Annotated in this window: 12 protein-coding genes; 3 read left to right on the top strand and 9 right to left on the bottom strand. The window is 50.5% G+C overall.

The annotated features are described in order from the left end of the window. The 3 genes from B5F34_RS07255 to aroB all read right to left on the bottom strand — a co-directional run. Positions 1-1,260, bottom strand: a 1,260-nt coding sequence (locus tag B5F34_RS07255; RefSeq protein WP_140392976.1) for a SusC/RagA family TonB-linked outer membrane protein, incomplete at its 3' end; no start/stop codon positions are given. A gap of 1,204 nt (positions 1,261-2,464) precedes the next feature. After that, positions 2,465-3,223 carry a NigD-like protein gene (locus B5F34_RS07250; protein WP_087336617.1) on the bottom strand — a complete coding sequence of 253 codons (759 nt, stop codon included), beginning with the start codon at positions 3,221-3,223 and terminating at the stop codon, positions 2,465-2,467. A 195-nt stretch (positions 3,224-3,418) separates the two neighbouring features. Beyond that, positions 3,419-4,477, bottom strand: a complete 1,059-nt coding sequence (aroB, locus tag B5F34_RS07245) for a 3-dehydroquinate synthase (protein WP_087336615.1) — start codon at positions 4,475-4,477, stop codon at positions 3,419-3,421. A gap of 361 nt (positions 4,478-4,838) precedes the next feature. Between aroB and B5F34_RS07240 the strand changes: the two genes are divergently transcribed. Then, positions 4,839-7,727, top strand: coding sequence for a TonB-dependent receptor (locus B5F34_RS07240; RefSeq protein ID WP_087336612.1), 2,889 nt, complete (start codon positions 4,839-4,841; stop codon positions 7,725-7,727). 102 nt (positions 7,728-7,829) lie between these two features. Beyond that, positions 7,830-9,269: a cardiolipin synthase gene (gene cls, locus B5F34_RS07235; RefSeq protein WP_087336610.1), complete on the top strand. Its 1,440-nt coding sequence runs from the start codon at positions 7,830-7,832 to the stop codon at positions 9,267-9,269. Here the strand turns inward: cls and B5F34_RS07230 are convergent. Genes B5F34_RS07230 through B5F34_RS07220 form a run of 3 tightly spaced genes read right to left on the bottom strand, consistent with a single transcriptional unit; the run spans position 9,261 to position 11,216 of the window. After that, on the bottom strand, positions 9,261-9,824 hold the full coding sequence (locus B5F34_RS07230; RefSeq protein ID WP_087336607.1) for an RsmD family RNA methyltransferase: 564 nt from the start codon (positions 9,822-9,824) through the stop codon (positions 9,261-9,263). The two genes, cls and B5F34_RS07230, sit on opposite strands and share 9 nt — an antisense overlap. Before the next feature lie 5 nt (positions 9,825-9,829). Beyond that, the gene (locus B5F34_RS07225) at positions 9,830-10,630 is read right to left on the bottom strand and encodes a DUF3822 family protein (protein ID WP_087336604.1); all 801 of its coding nucleotides are present in this window, start codon (positions 10,628-10,630) and stop codon (positions 9,830-9,832) included. A gap of 13 nt (positions 10,631-10,643) precedes the next feature. Then, the gene (locus B5F34_RS07220; RefSeq protein WP_087336601.1) at positions 10,644-11,216 is read right to left on the bottom strand and encodes a hypothetical protein; all 573 of its coding nucleotides are present in this window, start codon (positions 11,214-11,216) and stop codon (positions 10,644-10,646) included. 96 nt (positions 11,217-11,312) lie between these two features. Between B5F34_RS07220 and B5F34_RS07215 the strand changes: the two genes are divergently transcribed. Next, the gene (locus tag B5F34_RS07215) at positions 11,313-12,758 is read left to right on the top strand and encodes an AAA family ATPase (RefSeq protein ID WP_087336598.1); all 1,446 of its coding nucleotides are present in this window, start codon (positions 11,313-11,315) and stop codon (positions 12,756-12,758) included. Between the two features lie 24 nt (positions 12,759-12,782). Here the strand turns inward: B5F34_RS07215 and bla are convergent, their stop codons facing one another. From bla to B5F34_RS07200, 3 genes are all read right to left on the bottom strand, one after another. After that, a complete protein-coding gene (gene bla / locus B5F34_RS07210; RefSeq protein ID WP_087336595.1) occupies positions 12,783-13,685 on the bottom strand; it encodes a class A beta-lactamase in 903 nt (300 codons plus the stop codon). Between the two features lie 133 nt (positions 13,686-13,818). Next, positions 13,819-14,631, bottom strand: a complete 813-nt coding sequence (gene nagB / locus B5F34_RS07205; RefSeq protein WP_087336591.1) for a glucosamine-6-phosphate deaminase — start codon at positions 14,629-14,631, stop codon at positions 13,819-13,821. 60 nt (positions 14,632-14,691) lie between these two features. Continuing rightward, positions 14,692-15,891, bottom strand: a complete 1,200-nt coding sequence (locus B5F34_RS07200) for an FprA family A-type flavoprotein (protein WP_087336588.1) — start codon at positions 15,889-15,891, stop codon at positions 14,692-14,694. Between the last annotated feature and the right edge of the window lie 35 nt (positions 15,892-15,926).

The raw sequence follows: 15,926 nt of genomic DNA, 5'->3' as shown, positions 1-15,926 counted from the left end.
CGGCCACATACGTACTATATCATGATAAAGCAAGCCACCCAAATCGGTGTACAAGGGGTTGTCCAGATTGGTATGCACGTACTTCACATTTACTTCTACGTCCAACCATTTGAAAGGCTTAGCATTCAATTTTGCGTTTGTACTAAGACGTTCATAAGAATCGTCACCGAAACGCAAGTTACCGTTTTGTCCTAAGTAGTTGGCCGACACATAATACTGCATCTTTTCCGAACCACCATTAATGTTCAGATTATGTTCATGCGCCCATGACCATTTGTACTGTTTGTCATACCAATCCACATTGTCATTAGCTCTTTCGTGGAATTCCCAGTTTGAACCGTTAGCGTTAGGAATAGTAGACGTTGTAATCTCACCATTCATATACTGCTGAATACGGTTCATGGTATCTTCATTAAAAATAGCATTACCACCACCATTGATACTACCTTCATTAAAGTAGTTGGCGAATTGCCAGGAATTCATCAATTGTGGCAAATCCATAGGTCCATAGTAACGGGCGTTGCCGGCATAGCTTACACTGGCCTTACCCACTTTACCTTTCTTTGTGGTAATCAACACAACACCAAAGGCCGCACGCGAACCGTAGATTGAACTGGCAGCGGCATCTTTCAGCACAGAGATAGACTCAATGTCGTCGGGGTTCAGGTTGTTCATGTTACCTTCAATACCATCAATCAACACCAGCGTGGAAGCTGTTGAGCCGGTAGAGATAGTACCGGTACCACGGATATTGATGTCCATCGTCTGACCCAACTGACCACCCATAGAACCTACTGAAAGATTCAAGCCGGGCACCGTTCCCTGCAAGGACTGACCCAGGTTGGTTACAGGACGAGACTTCAAGACCTTGGTATCCACCGTGGCTACGGCTTCGGTCAGGTTGGCGCGGCGTTGTGTACCGAAACCTACTACTACGACCTCGTCCAACACCTCGGTATCTTCAGACAGTGCAACCACATAATTAGTTGTACCGTCCTTTACCTCTATTTCCTGTGTAGTATATCCTATATATGATATACTCAGGACTTCGCCCGCACTGACATTAGAAATTGAAAACTTACCGTCCAAATCGGTAATAGAACCTCGCACTGTGCCTTTCACGGCTACTGATACCCCAATAAGGGGTTCACCCGTTTGCTTATCTGTTACCACACCGGTAACCGTCACGGTCTGAGCCCACATCTGTGTCAGACCCAACAAAAGCAAAACAATGATAAGAGTAACTTTTTTTACATACATGGTATTACTTTTTTGATTAATAGATAAATTGTCGGTTCAAATATACTAATAATTTCGCTAATTCGACATAATCTCTTTCAAAAATGACAAAAATGAATAAGAAAAATGAAGCTATTGCAAACTCCACATAGCAAAATAGGGCAAATAAAGATACTTTGCTATTTAAAAACAGATTTTTATCGTTTGGGATACAACTGCCGGATTCAAATCTGAATAGTTAACAAATTCGCCAGACGGATTGGCCAGGCCATAATATAAATAGGTGTACGCTCCCAATTATACTTTGCGCGGGTTAGAATTGTATATATCGCCACATTTTGCTTGCGTTAACAATCTCATAGAGGTTGAACCTCGCACGCCCAACCCTTTCCTGCCCCGCACACTCGGCAACCTCGGAGAGGTTGCCGACTGCATGCAGGGCAGGCAATGTGGAAATGCACAATTCTAACCCGCGCAAAGTATAAGTGACCATTGCACGGAAGATGGACACGACAACGACACTTGTGTCAGACGCAATCGCGCATAATTTGCCTTCACAACCGATATCCGATGTATCTTCCACAAACTGCCTTCACGGCTTCACATCTTGTTCAACAGTCTTGTTTACAAATTATTGTGGTGAAAGATAGATGTTTCACCACATACTTCACGCAAGGTTCACGCCTCCATTGCCCGCTCCGGGCAGGAAGACGACACACACCCTCAGTGTAAAAGTCAACTTGAGCGACGTAAAGTGCCATTTGAGCAACGTAAAACGCCACTTTAGCAGCGTAAAGTGCCATTTGAGCGACGCAAAATGCCATTTGATGCGAGGCAATGTGAAAGGTATAGGAAGGGAGCACGAAAGGTATGCGGAGAAGACTCGAAAAGTATTTGGAAACTGCATGAGAAGCAAGTAACCAATCGGATTCAATTTATGAGTAAACCTATAGTAGTAATCAGGCTAAAACGAGTCAACCCCAATTAGGAACTACATTAATGCGTGGTGAAAGATGTGTGAAAGCATGATGTTTCACAATATGTCGCTTATCTGCAGCGACTTATCGGCAGGTGAAGGCGTGAAAGCAAAATTCGCCCCACCAACAGATTCATGCAGATACAGCCCCTAACCAGCTGCGGTGAAACAAAAAAGAAGTCACAGAGAAGGAGCCGCTGTCCCATAAACAGCCCTCCATACCCTGTGACTTCCCGTTTGAGTTGATAATTATTTCAGGTTCAGGTTACTTCTTACAGAGGTCATTTCCGGTTGGTCGGGCAACGTAGACTGGCGGGTGCAATAGTCAAACTGGACCGACTTTTCTCCCGTGAATGACTGCCATTTCAAGGTCAGCTTCACCGTCTTGCCTTCGGTGTCCGGCAAAGAATCCAGTCTGAAAGCCACCAAACCGTCCCCCGTCTGTTGCCCATACGCATCCCCGTAGGCATTATGACGGAATTCCACCTCATAGGGATCGTCGGGATTCTCCGTAGAGATGAGGTTGACGAAATGTTTCCTGCCCGGGTCATTCCAGACAGTACGGAAACGCAGCGTCAGATACCCGTCCTCGGCAATGGTCACCCAATCGGCCACAATCTCTACCGGATCGCTGCCATATACATTATTATTCTCCGTTTCTCCCAGATTAGGCGCCATAGGTTTGGTCAGCAGGCTGTCTATCCAATTGACATAAACCGCCTGGCTGTAATCTCCACTGGGCTCATCGGCATTGGTGTAGTTGACAAGCGCCCGCACCTCCTTGTCTCCGAAAGGAGAAGCCTTCATGTTGACCGGCAGCAGCGTGGTCCTGTCATCCAACTGCAAGTAAAACGCATCAGACGCGGTAGGCTTCACCGTAACCAACGCATTGGGAAAAAGCAACTCGTAGTTGTTGTCATCATCATCCAGACACGACTGGAAACCAAATGCGCTCAGGAAAATGGCTCCCAGCGCAAACCATTTTTTTGTTCTAAAAAAAGCTTTCATATCAAGTTCACATTTTAAATTGTAAGCACTATCTGTTGAGTTACCCACCTTCACCGGTCCGTCTCAACCTGGCTGTCATCCCTGGCGCAAGAGAGAGCGATGTCTCCCTGCCCCATGCCCGACAGCCTCCAGCGGGTCTTTGCAAGATAAATGTCCCAACCCGCAAAATGCTGCGTGAACTTCTGTTAATAAATCTTACCCCATCGTTTCGCGGTAGAAATCGAAAGCTTCAAAAATCAAATCCTTATCTGCCGTCTGGTTCAGGGCAATCTGTCCGATGTCCTTCAGCAGCGTGAAATTGATAACCCCCGCCGTATTCTTCTTATCGTGCTTCATCAGGTCGTAGAGTCGGTCGTATTCCTTGCAGTCGAAAGCGAACGTGCCATAATGCTCTTTGATAAAGCGGACAGTCTGTCGCATCCGGTCCGTCGGGAAACCGGTCTTCAGGCAAGACAGATACAATTCGCACACCATCCCCCATGCCACCGCGTATCCGTGCAGTTCCGGCCGTTCCTCTGCCAAAGCCAGGCTTTCGAAAGCGTGGCCGATGGTATGGCCGAAATTCAGTGCCTTGCGTATGCCCCGCTCCGTGGGGTCTTCGCGCACGATGTTTTCCTTTACCTGCACCGACCGCCCCACCAGCGTCTTCAGCAGAGCATAATCTATCTGTCCGGCATCGAAATCCAACAGTTCCGCCCAATGTCCGGGAGTGCTGATAAGGCCATGTTTCAGCATCTCGGCATAGCCGGAGAAGAAATTCCGGCTGTCCAGCGTGCGCAGGAATTCCGTCTCGATAAGTACGCTGAGTGCCGGTGCAAAAACGCCGATCTCATTCTTCAGCCCGTTGAAGTTGATGCCCGTTTTTCCACCCACGGCAGCATCGACCATAGCCAGCAGAGTGGTGGGAATGTTGATGTAAGGAATGCCCCGTTTGAAGGTAGAAGCGGCAAAACCGCCCAAATCCGTCACCATGCCGCCCCCCAGATTGACCATCAGGGAGTGGCGTGTCGCTCCACCGTCGCTCAATGCCTGCCACACGGAAGCCAGCGTGGCCAGGTTCTTATGCGTGTCTTCCGCACCGATGACAATTTCTCCGGCTCCCTTCAGTCCGTCCACCCGGCTCAGCAGAGGGAGGCAAAGGCGGTGCGTATGTTCGTCGGTCAGCACAAAGACACGGTCGTGCGGGCATTGTCCGAGTGCATGTGCCAAATCTGACTCCAGATTTTCACAAAGGATAACTTCTTGTTTATTCATACTGATTCACTTTGTTTAGATGATGCCGCAAAGATAGGGCTTCTGTCACAAAGTTCTGTACGAGGCCCCAAGAAAAAGTGAGAACCTGCTTCAATTTGGCAACCAATCACCGGCAAGACACCGATATGCGGCGGCTGATTGGCCCGCGACCTCTTCCCAGGGCAGTTCCTGGTCCTCTCCCCCCACCCGGCTGCGCCTGAACTTCTGTCGGTGCCGGACGGCAATTGGTAGACATTTTAAGGAAAGCGGTCGATAAATAAGACATTTTATCATTTCCGGTATTAAACCTTTGCCAAACATCTTCGTCAAAAAGGCATTGAAAAAACATTGATTTATAGTTTAAGGTAAAAAGACAAACAAGATGAAAAGACTTGCTACGTGGACTTTGCTGCTATGGGCAGTGGCACTGACCGCATTCTCACAAAACAAGACCGTCGACATAACAGGACGTGTTATGGAGTCAGACTCGCAATTGCCGGCCATTGCAGCCAGCGTCCAGTTACTTTCGCTACCCGACAGCACCCAGGTGACGGGCATGGCGACCACCTCCGAAGGCTACTACCGCCTGCAAGCCAGACCCGGCAAATACGTACTCCGGTTTTCTTATATAGGTTACACCACCCAGGACATCCCGGTACAGGTGTCATCTACCCCCGTACGGATGAAGGAGGTAACATTGCAAACCGACGCCGTGCTGCTGAAAGAAGCCGTGGTAACGGCCCAAGCACCGCAGGTGCAAGTGGTGGAAGACACCATACAGTTCAACTCGTCGGCCTACCGCACCCCCCAGGGAGCCGTGCTGCAGGACTTGGTGGAGAAACTGCCGGGTGCCGAAGTCGATGAAAGCGGCAACGTGAAGATTAACGGCAAAGACATCTCCAAAGTAATGGTCAACGGAGAAGAATTCTTCGGAGGCGACGTATCCACCGCCCTGAAAAACCTGCCCGTGGAAATGATTGACAAGCTGAAGACCTACGACAAGAAATCCGACTTGGCCCGCATCACCGGCATTGACGACGGCGAAGAAGAAACGGTGCTGGACCTGACCGTGAAAAAGGAAATGAACACCGGCTGGTTTGGCAATGTAGACGGCGCCATCGGAACCAAAGACCGCTATTCCGCACGAGGCATGATCAATTACTTCCGGGGGTCAACCCAGGTATCTCTTATCGGCTCCATGAACAACGTCAACGACCAGGGATTCTCCGGCGGTGGCGGCGGCCCCCGCTGGAACCGCAACAACGGACTGACTACCAAGAAGTGGGTGGGCATGAACTTCTTTACCAAAAACGATAAGATAGAACTGGGCGGCAGCGCACGCTATAACTATACGGGCAACGATGTCAACAGCATCGGATCTACCGAAGACTTCCTGACCAGCGGAAACTCGTTCTCCAACTCCAACTCACAGGCGAGAAACAACTCCAAAGACTTCCATGCCGACTTCCGCATGGAATGGAAACCGGACACGATGACCAACATCATCTTCCGGCCCAATGTGTCATTCAGCAAGACCGACAACCTGTCCAACTCCGAATCGGGCACGTTCAACAGCGATCCCTACAGCCTGGTAGACGAACCCAACGACTACCTGAACCTGGAAAAAATCATGATGGACGACCCGCTGGAAGACATACGCGTCAACGCCATCAACAGCGGTACGCTGACCGACGGCAAAGACCTCAGCGTGAACGGAACCCTGCAGGTGAACCGCAAGCTGAGCAGCACAGGACGTAACCTCACCTTCCGCGGACGGTTCAGCTACGGAGATAACGTGAACAAGCAATACACCGAATCGGAAACCCACTATTTCCAACTGTTGAACTACCTGCAAACAGGCGATTCCATCCTGATAAGAAACCAGTATATCCATACGCCGACCAAAGACTTCAACTACCGGGCACAACTGACCTACAGCGAACCGATAGCCAAGAACACCTTCCTGCAGTTCAGCTACCAGTTCCAGTACATGTATAGCGAAAGCGACCGCCGCACTTACGACCTTTATAACAACGGACTGTACAACTGGGGCATAGGCGACCCCCTGCCCGACAACTACGAGAGCAGCGAAGTAGACAGCCTGGGCCGCTATGCCGAATACCGCTACTACAACCACGATGCTTCCGTGGCCCTGCGCTTCATCCGGGAGAAATGGCAACTCAGCGCCGGCATGTCTTTCCAGCCCCAACACACCGTCTTGTCCTACAAACGGGGCGACTATATGGTAGACACCGCACGCAACGTGTTCAACTTCGCACCCAACATCGACTTCCGCTACCGCTTCTCCAAGGTGAGCCAACTCCGCTTCTTCTACCGCGGACGAAGCAGCCAGCCTTCGATGGAAAATCTGCTGCCTATCACGGACAACTCGAACCCGCAGAACATCCGCGTGGGTAACCCCGGACTGAAACCGTCGTTCAGCCACAACCTGCGCCTCTTCTACAATACCTACGATGCCAAAAAACAACGGGGTATCTTCTCGCACGCCAGCTTCCAGGCTACGCAAAACAGCATCAGCAACAGCCGCGTCTACAACGAAGCAACTGGCGGATGGACAACAACCCCGAAGAACATCAACGGCAACTGGAACCTCTTCGGCATGTTTGGATTCAACACGGCGCTGAAGGACAAACGGTTCAACATCAGCACCTTTACCAACGTGATGTATCAGAACAACGTAGGTTACCTGACCGACACGCAGACCCGTGTGGAACAGAAGAACACCACCACCAACCTGAACCTGAACGAACGTCTGCGCGCCTCTTTCCGCAACGACTGGCTGGAAGTGGGCCTGAACGGCACCGTGGGCTACACCATAGAACGCGACAGGCTGACGCCTTCAAACAACCAGAAGCCTTATACATTCTCTTACGGAGGCTTCACCAACATCACTGCCCCCTGGAACATGTCGCTCTCGACCAACCTCTCCAACCAGAGCCGCCGCGGCTACCGCGACAACAGCATGAACCGCAACGAACTGATATGGAACGCACAGATTTCGCAGACTTTCCTGAAGGGCGACGCCACACTTAGCCTCGAATTCTACGACATCCTGCACCAACAGAGCAATATCACCCGATCGCTCACTTCCAGCGGCCGTTCGGTGTACGAATACAACGGCGTTAACAGCTACTGCATGCTGCGCTTCATCTACCGCCTGAACATCTTCGGCGGCAAGAAGGTGAAACGCGAAGATATGCCTATGGGAGGAGGACCGGGCGGATTCAGGGGCAGACACAGGCGTTTCTGAAAAACTTTTCCGGACAGGCGGCAAAAAAAATTGCCGCCTATTTTTATTATTCCGGCTTTTTCCTACTTTTGTTGGCAAATATACCAGCAAACATTTAAAGCTATGACAGAATGGAATCTGTTGATAGAGCAGATTGCGACGGTGGCTTTCGACATTGTATTGTGGGCCATCATCATCGGAACCATTATCGTCATCGTATTGGACAACCGAAACCCGGTCAAGACGATGGCGTGGATACTGGTGCTTATTTTCCTGCCCGTCATAGGACTGGTGTTCTACTTCTTTTTCGGCCGCAGCCGCCGTCACGAACGGATCATTGAAAAAAAGGCCTACGGACATCTGCTGCGGAAACCGATGGCGGAATACTTGGCCCAACCTTCCGGCGAACTGCCTTCCGACTACCTGCGACTCATCTCGCTGTTCCGCAACGTCAACCAGTCGCTGCCTTTCGAAGGCAATCTCATTGAAACATTTACCTCGGGCACTACCCTGCTGCAAGCCCTCCTGCGCGAACTGCAACGTGCCCGGGAACATATCCACATCGAATCTTACATCTTCGAAGACGATGCCGTAGGACGGATGGTGCGCGATGTGCTGATAGAAAAAGCCCGCGACGGTGTGGAAATACGCATCATTTACGATGACGTGGGGTGCTGGCACGTACCGCACCGCTTTTTCGAAACGATGCGCGAGGCAGGCATCGACGTGCGCAGCTTTCTGAAAGTGCGCTTCCCACACTTCACCAACAAAGTAAACTACCGCAACCACCGGAAAATTATCGTCATTGACGGGCGTGTGGGATTTGTCGGAGGAATGAACCTCGCCGAACGCTACGTACGCGGATTTTCGTGGGGCATCTGGCGGGATACACACCTGATGCTGAAAGGGAAAGCCGTACACGGCCTGCAGACCACCTTCCTGCTGGACTGGTATTTCGTAGACCGCACCCTGATTACCTCGGCCAGATACTTCCCACGCATAGAAGATAAAAGCACCTCGCTGGTGCAGATTGTCACCAGTGAGCCGGTAGGTCCCTGGCGCGAAATCATGCAAGGACTCGTCATGGCAGTGTCCGAAGCCAAGAAATACTTCTACATGCAGACGCCCTACTTCCTGCCCACCGAACCCATGCTCATAGCCATGCAGACAGCAGCCCTTGCCGGCGTAGACGTACGGCTGATGCTCCCGCACCGGGCAGACAACCGAATTACGCACTTAGCCTCCTGCTCTTACCTGGAAGGTGTGCTGCAAGCCGGTGTGAAGGTCTACTTCTACCAAAAAGGGTTCCTCCACTCCAAACTGATGGTCTCCGACGACATGCTGTCTACCGTAGGCTCCACCAACCTGGATTTCCGCAGCTTTGAACACAACTTTGAAGTCAATGCCTTTATCTACGACACAGAAACTGCCCTGCAAATGCGGGAAATCTTCCTGCAGGACCAGCACGACTGCCAGCAGATTTTCCTGAAGAACTGGCTGAAACGCCCCTGGAAACAGCGGGCAGCCGAAAGCATCGTCCGGCTCCTGGCACCGTTACTCTGATGGCTCCTGCCGGTCGGGATGACAGAAGAAACTGAAATTGACACTGCCATACACCCGGTGTTCCGCATAACAGGGATGGGTACTGAAATCGTTTTTCTTGCCATGCTCCAAAACGAAAAGCCCCTCCGGTTTCAACAAACCGCTCCCCAGCACCAGGTCGGGAAGAGTTTCCAACCCCGCCAATTCATAAGGCGGGTCTGCAAAGATGAAATCAAACTGCCTGTGGGTGCTCTTCACAAACTTAAAGACATCGGCACGCACCGGCAGCCAATGGCCGGTATCCAGTTCTTTCATCACCCGGCAGATAAACGCATAATGATCACGGTCTTTCTCCACCGACACTACCTGACCGAATCCGCGCGACAACAATTCCAGGCTGATGCTGCCCGTACCGGCAAACAAATCGAGCGCTTGCAACTGCCCGCCTTCGAAATCGAGCCGGTTGGACAAGACATTAAACAGATTCTCTTTGGCAAAATCCGTCGTAGGACGTGCCTTGAAAGAGCGCGGAATGTCAAACCGCCTCCCTTTGTATATTCCACTGACTACCCGCATAAGTTTTATTTATTTTCAATCTCAAAAGAAAGCACCGACCGCAGGTCAATATCCTGAGGCGGATTCATCACAAATACCTGCCGGACAAACTCCCTCAATCCGGACAGAAGCGCGTCCCTGTCGTCCAACACTCCACACAGATGCAACTCATCCCGCTCCTGTTCGAAACCCAACGACTGCCATACATAAAGCAAATAATAAATGCGGTCAGGAGTCAAACTGCACGGATACGAATTGGCAAGCAGCAATTGGCCATTGTCATAACAGCACACATCCATGTATTCACGACGCAGGTGGGCAAACATCTTTCTCGTATTACCCAAACGGCTCTGGGCGGCAAAAGCCTCAATCAACGGGGCGACCTGGGCACAGTATCTTACTTCCGGATATTGCCCGTCCAGCCATAAACGCAGACTCTTGTCCATGCCGAACAGCAGCATGGTCCCCGTAGTACGCAAAGCGTTGCCCAAGACTTCCTCGTTGCCTTGCCAAGGATGATTGTGATAGAAGAACACAGCTTCCTGCCCCTTGCCGAACCATTCTGAAGGGACCAAGGTAAAACGCCGGGTAGCCACCAGCACATTGACATGCCGGAAACGGCTATGCAACCATTCGTGCTTTCCGAAAAGCTGCCGCACATTGGCAGTCAGCGACAAAGATTCGTCGACAGGCAGATTCTCTACCTGAAGCACCTGACTGCTGCTTTCTGCCAGCGGGTTGAACACACCTGCCACCACACCCTCCGCGCCAACACGGATGCTTAAGGTATATTGCTCCGCCTGATTGAAGTCTATCGTATCCATCATATTCAAAAAATTTTCATTCCCAGTTACCGGCATTGTTATTAGGCATTTCCAAATCCCCAATCTTCAATCCGGCATACCGTCCCTGCTGTTCCTGCAAGTCTTTCCAAACCAAGATACTCCGACGGTCCAAACCATCCAGGTATGTATCGGCCGGTGCACGGACTTCCAGCAGGCAATAAGACAAACCCGAAGAACTCAGCTTGCCGAGAACTTCCATCTCAAACTGCGCCCCTTTCCCATAAGGAATGTAGCGCAAAGAATCCGGCTGAAAACCTTTCGGATAAAGCGTATCACGCAAAGCTATCCAAAAAGTATCCTTGTTTTCCCCTTCTTCCCTGTAGCTGACTGGCAACCGACCGGTCTGCACGAAGGCTATCAACGTATCGAAACTTGCCGTGTAGCGCCGCCCGTGCATCAGATAATAGGCAGACTGGGCCTTGCGTATATCCAACAGCCGCGCCTTTACTGCCGACTCACGCAACGCCCGCGCTCTGTCAAAACGGACAGGAGTGCGTATGCTGTCGAAACAGACATACGCCATCACGACTGTACAGACAAGCAAAACAACATTTATTACGGCTTTCATGACGCAGCGTATTCGTTAGTTTACTATATTCGCACCACAAAAGTAGAATAAAATAAAGAATTAAAAGGCACATTGCCCGTTTTTTCCGTTGCAATTATGATAAATACCTTCTTGGAGAAACAGATAAAAGCCCATTTTCCCCACTGCCCTACCCCCGAACAGAGCGCGGCCTTGGAGAAGCTGGCACAATTCATGCTCTCGCCGGACCCGGACTCCGCATTCATTCTAAACGGATATGCCGGCACCGGAAAGACCTCACTGATAGCCGCCATCGTACGCACCATGGACCAATTAAAACAAAAGGTCGTGCTGCTGGCTCCTACGGGACGGGCAGCCAAGGTTTTTGCTGCCTATGCCTGCCATCCAGCCTTCACCATCCACAAAAAAATATACCGGCAACGCAAATTCTCGAACGAACTGACCAATTTTGCCCTGAATGACAACCTGACCACACACACGCTCTATATCGTAGATGAAGCATCTATGATTTCCAACGAAGGACTCAGTGGGGCAATGTTCGGCACAGGACGGCTGCTGGATGACCTGGTACATTTCGTTTACTCCGGACAAGGCTGCCGACTGCTGCTCACCGGAGACCGGGCCCAATTGCCGCCCGTGGGCGAACAGGAAAGCCCTGCTCTCTATGCAGATATGCTAAGGGGATATGGACTCCAAGTGACTGAAACCGATCTGACACAAGTGGTAAGGCAAGCCAACCAATCGGGCATCTTATGGAATGCCACACGGCTGCGCCAGGCTCTTGCCGCCGACCAGTGTTTCACCCTGCCAAAAATACGTACCGCCGGTTTTGCCGACATCCGCATCTTGCCTGGCAGCGAACTGATTGATGCCATAGAGACCTGCTACAGCCGCGACGGACAAGACGAGACTATCGTCATTTGCCGCAGCAACAAACGCGCCAATATCTACAACAACGGTATCCGCCAGCGTGTGTTATGGAGGGAAGAAGAACTGGAAAGCGGAGACCTGCTGATGGTGGCGAAAAACAATTATTACTGGACAGAACAGGAAAAGAACCCGGAGAGAAAGACAGAGGGAGGCTTCATAGCCAATGGGGAAACAGTGGTCGTACGCCGTGTAAGACGCACACGGGAAATCTACGGTTTCCGATTTGCCGATGCCCTGCTTGCTTTTCCCGACAATGCAGACTGTGAAATAGAAACGACCCTGCTACTCGATACGCTGCAAAGCGAGGCTCCCGCCTTGACTCACGAAGAAAGCAGCCGGCTGTTTCACACCGTGCTGGAGGACTATGCCGACATCCCCACGCAGGCAGAACGCATGAAAAAAATGAAAGCCGACCCTCACTACAACGCCCTGCAAGTGAAATACGCTTATGCCATCACCTGCCACAAGGCACAGGGCGGCCAGTGGCGCAACGTCTTCCTGGACCAAGGGTATATGTCTGACGAATACCTGACACCCGACTATTTCCGCTGGCTCTACACTGCATTTACCCGCGCCACAGGTACCCTCTATCTGGTAAACTACCCGGAAGCGCAGGTGGAAAGAGAACCTTAAAACGTCATACTCCCCCAAGGCATCTCACTGCCCGTTTCTCTCCATGGCAGCAAACACCATCGCCGAAATATCAGCCAGATAACGGCAGGTCTCTTCCATGGAAGCGGCAGAATCTTTCACCAGCACCACCAGGGTATAATGCCTTCCGTCGGGCAGACTGACGAATGCCGCATCGTTAATGCCTGTCCACAAGCCACGTGCATTGCGGTCGCTGGTACCAGTCTTATGAGCAATCAGGGCCTTTGTTCCTTCCAAAGGGGCAGCAAGGCGATCCCGCCCCGTGGCACACTCCTGTAGCTGACGGCGCACAAAGGCTTCTTCTGCCCCGCCGGCAAAAGCCGGATGCGTAAACAGCATTTCCAACAGACAGGCTACCGACAGGGGCGTACTCCAATTGTCATAACAACGCTCCGGACAGTCGTGCATCTCATCTTCATTGACAGACAAACTAAAATGATCAAGCCCCCAGGAGTGGAGACAACTATCTGTCTGCTCTACACTGTATGTACGATCGAAAAGAATATCGCAGGCATTGTTGTCACTCCACTGCAAGGTGTAAGTCAACAATCTGCCTACAGGTAAAGTTACTCCTGCCTGCGGATAACAATCGCGCAGAGGACTGTAGGTGTTTGGCTTCAAATCGGCAGGAGTCAGACTGACAGGAAAATCCAACGAAGTCCCATGAGCACGCAACCACCGGGTTACAGCCATGGCCTGATGCAATTTAAACACACTCATCAATGGATAACGGCAAGCGTCGTTCACACAAATGGTATCACGACTGTCCACGACCAGAGCCACACCTATCTGCGCAGGTTTTTCAGCTACATAAGAAATAATCTTTTGCCTCAGCCCGTCCCACTGAGACTGACTGAAGGAAGACAACCAAGGCAAGAAGTAAAGAAGGAAGCAAACCAGACACTTCATCGGTAATGACAGAGAAAGGGTTAAAATAAAAAAAGGATTATAGATGATGACGGCACTACAGACAAAAAAAACGGCGCCCCCTTCCCCCTACCGGAAAGAAGGGACGCGCCGATTAAACTACAAACCCGATTTTTTACTTCAGCAGCGAAGCCGGGTCAAGATGCTCAGACTCGATATCCTTGAAGTAGCGGTATGTACCTACTTTCAGTTCATCGGTAGCTGCATCGTCGCATACGATAATGCCCTTTTCATGCATCTGCAAGGCACTGATAGTCCACATCTGCATCACAGGACCTTCGACAGCGTGGTAAAGGGCACGAGCTTTATTGTGTCCGTTTACGATAATCATCACTTCCTTGGCACTAAGCACAGTACCTACACCTACGGTAAGAGCCGTTTTGGGCACTTTATTGACATCGTTGTCGAAGAAGCGCGAATTGGCGATGATGGTGTCCGTAGTCAATGTTTTCTGTCGGGTACGTGAAGACAGCGATGAGCCCGGTTCGTTGAAGGCGATGTGTCCGTCGGGACCGATACCTCCCATAAAGAGGTCTACGCCGCCATACGACTTGATTTTCTCTTCGAAACGGGCACATTCGGCATCAAGATCGGCAGCATTTCCATTGAGGATGTTGGTGTTTTCGGGCTTGATGTCAATGTGGCTGAAGAAGTTGTTCCACATAAAAGAGTAATAGCTTTCGGGATGCTCCTTGGGCAAGCCTACATACTCATCCATGTTGAAGGTTACAACATTTTGAAAGGAAACGACCCCCTGTTTGTTCAGGTCAATCAGTTCCTTGTACATGCCCAGAGGTGAAGAACCTGTAGGACATCCCAGCACAAAAGGTTTCTCGGGCGTAGGGTTAGCAGCCTTGATTTTGGAGGCTACGTAACTGGCCGCCCACTTGGATACGGATTGATAATCCGGCTGAATAATTACTCGCATGATACCAAATATTAATGGTTAATAAAATGAGTTTTCGTTTCTCGTTTCTTCTTCCTTTGCTTATTTCCGGTCCTTCTTTAAACGGGCAGCCATCTGACGCGCCAGGTGTTCGCATTGTTCGAAGGTCAGGGGTGTCATGGACTGTTTCATTTCCACGGAGTCACCCACCAGTTCAAACTTGCTCTTTTCTGCAAATTCACCCATGCGTTTCACGGCTGCACCAGCCCAAGTGAAAGAACCGAACAATCCCAAATAACGACCTTTCACCTCGCGCAGCAGAATCTTGTCGAGCAATGATTCCACTTCGGGATATATCTGGTTGCAATAAGTAGGACTGCCGATGATAAGACCGCGATATTTGAATATATCGCGCAAGATATAAGAAGGATGGCTTTTGCTGACATTGTGCATCACAATATTACGGATACCCTCATGAGAGAGCTCGGCGGCAATGGTTTCGGCCATCTGCTCCGTATGTCCGTACATACTGCCATAAACTATGACCACACCCTCTTGAGCCTCGTAGCGGCTCAGCCGTGCGTAGACATCGTGTACACGGGGAATATCCGCTGTCCACACCGGTCCGTGGGTGGAGCAAACCGTTGTAATGGGCAGGTTGTCCAATTTGGCCATGGCTTTCTGTACTGGATTGCCATATTTGCCCACGATATTGGAATAATAACGAATCATCTCGTCCCAATAACGGTCGGTGTTGATGCGGGTATCAAGGAATCCTCCATCCAACGTACCGAAGCAACCGAAGGCATCACCCGAAAAGAGCACACCCTCCGTTTCGTCCAGAGTCATCATTGTCTCGGGCCAATGCACCATAGGAGTAAGATAGAAGCGCAGTTTATGATGCCCCAGATCCAGGAAATCACCTTCTTTCACCTCATAGCGTTCGCCCGTCACACCGTAGTAACCGTCAATCATGCCAAACGTCTGACGGTTGCCCACAATAACGATGTCCGGATAATAATGTTTAATGAGGCTGATGGAACCGGAATGGTCGGGTTCCATGTGGTTAATAATAAGATATTGTATGGGACGCTGTCCGATAATGGTGCGTATTTTGTGCAGAAAAATCTCAAAATAGCAGGCATCTACGGTATCAACCAGCGCCACGATGTCATCGTCTATCAAGTAAGAATTGTAAGACACACCCAAAGGTAACGGCCACATACCCTCAAAGAGGTGCTTCTGACGGTCGTTGACACCCACGTAGTGAATCTTTCCTTTAATCAGAGTCTTCTCGTTCATTTCGGTTTCAGTCTTTATTTAGATTAATTCCACAG

It is taken from the genome of Mediterranea sp. An20, assembly GCF_002160055.1.
Taxonomy (GTDB): Bacteria; Bacteroidota; Bacteroidia; order Bacteroidales; family Bacteroidaceae; genus Bacteroides; species Bacteroides avicola.
This window is presented reverse-complemented; position numbering and strand designations above follow the sequence as displayed.